Genomic DNA, 4,659 nt, shown 5'->3' on the forward strand with positions numbered 1-4,659 from the left:
CAGAAATCCCAAATGACGGCAGTGGCGGCCAGGCGGCGACGTCGCCTGGCTCAGCTGGCGCGCGGCGCGGTCGGCAGGTCGAGCAGCCTGGCCACGGCCCTGGCGCCCTTCCCGGCAATGCGTGCCGACCCGTCGTCACCCACCTCCACGGTGGCGCCGTTGGAGAAACTAAGCGACCAACCGTCGCCCTTGGCGTTGCGGCGGCGGTCTGTGAGTTCGATGCCGCCAGCAGTGACCAGGGCAACAACCCTGTCGACGTCCATCTTCGTCCTCCAGATACGCGCCCTCAATTCAGGTCGAGCCCACCGGTGAGATCGCCGAGCGGCGGTTCGCCATGCGCTGCCACTGCCCTGTCGCGAACCACGATGCCATGCAGGACCGGCAATTCGAAACGCTCGGTGATGAAGCGCAGGATCGACGTCGTGTCATAGGGCGTTTGATCGACATAGCCATGCTTGGCAAAAGGCGAAACGATGATCGCGGGGATGCGCGTGCCCGGTCCCCAGCGGTCGCCTTTGGGCGGCGCGACGTGATCCCAGATGCCGCCGTTCTCGTCATAGGCGACAACGACCAGCATATGCGGCCATTGCGGGCTCTTCTCGAGATGGCTGATGACATCGGCGATATGGCGGTCGCCGGCCTGGATGTCGGCATAGCCGGAATGCTCGTTGAGATTGCCCTGCGGCTTGTAGAAGGAGACCTGAGGCAGGGCGCCGTCGTCGATCGCCTGAATGAAGCTCACGCCAGCCAGCCCGGCGTCGCGCAGGTGTTCCCGCCTGGCCTCGGTGCCCGGCGCGTAGTTGGCGTAATAGTTGAACGGCTGGTGATGGTACTGGAAATTCGGGATCGGCGTGTGATTGCCATGGTCGAGCGTGTACTGCCAGGCGCCCGAATACCATGCCCAGCTGACCTGCTTGAGACTGAGCATATCGCCGATGGTCGGCTCCGTCTGCGGCGGCAGCGTGGTCGGCTTGGACGGGTCAGCGAGGAGCGGATCGCCGCCGGGCGCCGGATCATTGCCGCTCGGCTGGTATGGCGGCTGCATCGTGTTCACCGCGTAGAAATCCGGCGTCAGATTGCCGTCGGAGACGAATTTCGGGATACCGTCGCGCACCGATTTCGGTGAATTGTCGGCGAGCTTCAGCGCTGTGCCGCCATCGTCCGTCACCGAGATCGACGGCTTGGCCGGGTTCTTGTCGGCATCCGCGTAGTAAGGCGCGCAGGCGCAGATCAGCCACTGATGGTTGAAAAAGGAACCGCCGAAACCGCCCATGAAGAAATGGTCGGCCAGCACGTATTTTTGCGCCACCGCCCACATGTCGGTCTTGGAGGCGTCCCAGTTGCTCATCGGCATGGCGCCTGAATCGGCCCAGGCTACGAACATGTCGTTCTTGCCGCCGTTGATCTGCATCTGGTTCTGGTAGTAGCGGTGCCAGAGATCGTGCGTTGCGACGCTGAGCGGAACGTTGAACCCCTTGGGGTCGTTCACGGTGAACGGCGCGTTCGGAAGGTGCTCGGTCATCGCCTGCGTCACCGGCGGTGTGACGCCCTTGGCAGTCAGCCCGTCCCAGACAGGCGGCAGTTCGGACAGCACGGATCCGTCACGGTCACGCTGCTGCAGGCTTTCCTTGCTTGCCTGGTCGATGCCCTCGGCTCCAGGGAAGTGACCATAGAGATTGTCGAAGGCGCGGTTCTCGGCGAAGATAACGACCACCGTTTCTATCTTGGCGATGTTGGCTGGCGGATCGCCGGGCTGCGCTGCGGGCGCGGGAACCGAAGCCGCAGCGCACAGGACGAGAGTCGAGGAAAACAGGGCGAGCCCATGGGATCGCTTCATCGTCATACCTCCGTGGTGCAAATGGGATGACACCAGCTTCGCGGCATATTGGCAATAGCTGCCGCGTTGGACGGGCAACGCCATGGGCGGCGGTCCGCCAATGGCCGGGCTGTTCTACGGCTGCCCGAGAGGCTGCGCCTCGCATTCCGGCAGCCGCACAGGTTTGGCGAGTTTCGCCAGCGCCTCGGGCTTGGCGCAAGACGGAAAGCCGGCGAGCGGCATCGTTTCAATAAACCGGCTGCGCTCACTAGTGCTCAAGCCGACTTCATTGATCATGCTCTCGACGGTCAGGTCGGGGTACTGCTTGAGAGTTTCCCTAACCGAAGCCTTCGCCTCATCCATCCGACCCAGAGCCGCAAGGGTGCCGCTAAACACCACCCACCTCCACTTGTCGTAGTTGTCAGGCGCCATGCGCTCCAGCATCTTCAACGCGTCCTCATACCGGCCGGCCATAAAATAGGCAGGGCCGAAGAAGTTGGACGTCCACATCGGATGGTTCGGGTCGAGCCGCCTGACCTGGTCGACCATCTGAGCGCCGCGTTCGGGTTCACCGAAGCGTGCCGCATAGCCGGTATAGAATGTCAGGATTTCGGACGAACCGGGAGCAAGACGGAGAGCCGTATCCAGTTCAGCCTTGGCACGGGCGATGTCGCCCTTGTTGCTGAGACTCATCCCAAACACGGCGTGTGCCTCAGCGTCGCCTGGATCGAGCCGCACCGCGCGTTCGGCCACATCGGCGGCCGCCTTGGTCTCGCTCTCGGGATTGATACCGAAGCCAGCCAATATGACGTGAGCATGGTAAAGTTCTACCCAGGCGCGGGCCAGGCCGGGGTCCAGCTCGATGGCGCGGTTGAGAAGCGCGATTGCCTCCTGCTCATCGGCTACGGTGATCTCTTCAATCTTCTCGGTCCCGAGCAGATAATAGTCATAAGCGTTCAGGTTTTCAGGTCGTTTGCGTTTGGCCGCGGCCCGCCCGGCCGTTTGAATCAACCCTACGCCGCCGCCCAGACGGTTGGAGACTTGCTCTGCGATCTCGGTCTGGACGGCGAACACGTCCTCAGCGGGCCGGTCCCAACGATCCGACCAAAGGTGGTTGCCGGTCTGTGCATCGATCAACTGCGCGGTGACCCGCACCCGCTCATCTTGCCGCTGGATGGAGCCTTCCAGTACGAAACCGACATGGAGCGCATGTGCGACCTGGCGGGCATCCACCGGCTTGCCCTTGTAGACTTCCGTCGAATTCCGGGCCACGACGTCAAGTTCGGGAAACCGCGCAAGGTCGGTGATGATATCCTCAGTCAAGCCATCGGCCAGACGCCCGCTGGCCTCGTCGCCATAATTATTGAAAGGCAGCACCGCGACCGACGGCTTGGCCCCCAGTGACGTGGGCTGAAAGAACCACCAGGTCCCCCCACCCACCAGAGCCAGCACCACGATCGCCGCCGCAGCCGTCCTGGTCCAGTGCGGCATCGCCTGGCGTAAGGTCCGGTGCACCCGCTTGCCATCGAGCCTCACCCGGTACATCCGCACCGGGCGGTTGATATTCTTGACCTGCTGCTCGCCGACGAAATCGAGTGGCCAATCAAGCTTGCCCTGCAAATGGTCGTAGGCCGTACCTGACACCATCACCCCGCCCGGATCGGCCAGTTGCTCTATGCGAGCGGCGACGTTGACGCCGTCGCCATACACATCGCCATCCACCAGCGCCACATCGCCAAGATTGATCCCGATGCGGAACACAATCCGCTCATGCTCCGGCAATCCGCCATTGCGAACGGCCACAGCTTTCTGAATTTCGGCTGCGCAGATCACCGCATCGACCACGCTGTCGAAGACGACAAGTGCGCCATCTCCCAACAGCTTGACAATTCGACCCTGATGCAGAGCGATCGCTGTATCGGTTACGTCGGCCCGGATAGCTCTCAGGCGCCCGATGGTCCCAGCTTCGTCAATCTCGGTCGCCTTTGAATAGCCGACCATATCCAACGCAAGGATCGCCAGCAGTTTCCGGTTCAATGGAGGGACATTCATCATCCTGCCCCGGACCCAAACTGGCCAAAATGGTACACCTAACCCAGCACGCTGACGAGAGGCCCCCCGCCAGGCCAGGATGTCGTCCATTGGCCCGGTGGTCGGAAAGGTCGCTTCCACACTGCGCTGGACGAGCCTGCGGCTGCCAAGCGTGCTTTTGTCCTGCTCGCTGGACGCGCAATGCCATCGGGATTACCCTCATTGCGGCATGACGCGCGGCGAATTCTGGAGGAGATGCAGCCATGACCCTGCAAGGCGATGCCCTGAAAGACGCAATCGGCCGGACACGGGACAAATGGGGATGGTTCGTGGCGCTCGGCGTGCTGCTCTTGATCTTCGGCGGCATCGCCTTCGGCAATCTGCTCATCGCCACCGTCGCCTCGGTCTATCTCGTCGGCTGGATGATGCTGATGGCAGGGGTGATCGAGATCATCCACGCCTTCGGGGTCAAGACCTGGGGGCGCTTCCTCTACTGGCTGGCGAGCGGCCTGCTCTACGCCGTGGCCGGCTTCTTCGCCTTCGACAATCCGGCGCTCGCCTCGGCGGTGCTGACCTTGCTGCTGGCGACCTCGCTTGTCGCCTCGGGCGTGCTCAGGGCCTGGGTAGGCTTCCACCACCGGCCGGAGAAAGGCTGGGGCTGGCTGGTCGCGGCCGGCGTCATCAGCGCGCTCGCCGGCCTCGTCATCGCCATGGGCTGGCCGGTCAACAGCCTGTGGGTGCTCGGCCTGTTCCTGGCCATCGACCTCGTCTTCCAGGGATGGAGCTTCATCGCCATCGGACTGGCGCTGAAG

General features: G+C 63.0%; 4 protein-coding genes. 1 reads left to right on the forward strand and 3 read right to left on the reverse strand.

The window, feature by feature from the left end; all coding sequences use genetic code 11:
• Positions 1-50 precede the first annotated feature (50 nt).
• From EN780_RS27950 to EN780_RS27960, 3 genes are all read right to left on the reverse strand, one after another.
• A complete protein-coding gene (locus EN780_RS27950) occupies positions 51-263 on the reverse strand; it encodes a hypothetical protein (RefSeq protein ID WP_127309921.1) in 213 nt (70 codons plus the stop codon).
• 23 nt (positions 264-286) lie between these two features.
• Complete coding sequence (locus EN780_RS27955; RefSeq protein ID WP_245500161.1) at positions 287-1,837, reverse strand: acid phosphatase; 1,551 nt, start codon at positions 1,835-1,837, stop codon at positions 287-289.
• A 114-nt stretch (positions 1,838-1,951) separates the two neighbouring features.
• A complete protein-coding gene (locus EN780_RS27960; protein ID WP_128275912.1) occupies positions 1,952-3,868 on the reverse strand; it encodes an adenylate/guanylate cyclase domain-containing protein in 1,917 nt (638 codons plus the stop codon).
• A gap of 242 nt (positions 3,869-4,110) precedes the next feature.
• On the opposite strand from EN780_RS27960, the gene EN780_RS27965 reads away from it, so the two are divergent.
• Positions 4,111-4,659: HdeD family acid-resistance protein (locus EN780_RS27965; RefSeq protein WP_133372740.1), on the forward strand; the 549-nt coding region annotated here is incomplete at its 3' end.

This window comes from Mesorhizobium sp. M4B.F.Ca.ET.089.01.1.1 (assembly GCF_004022605.1).
Taxonomy (GTDB): domain Bacteria; phylum Pseudomonadota; class Alphaproteobacteria; order Rhizobiales; family Rhizobiaceae; genus Mesorhizobium; species Mesorhizobium abyssinicae.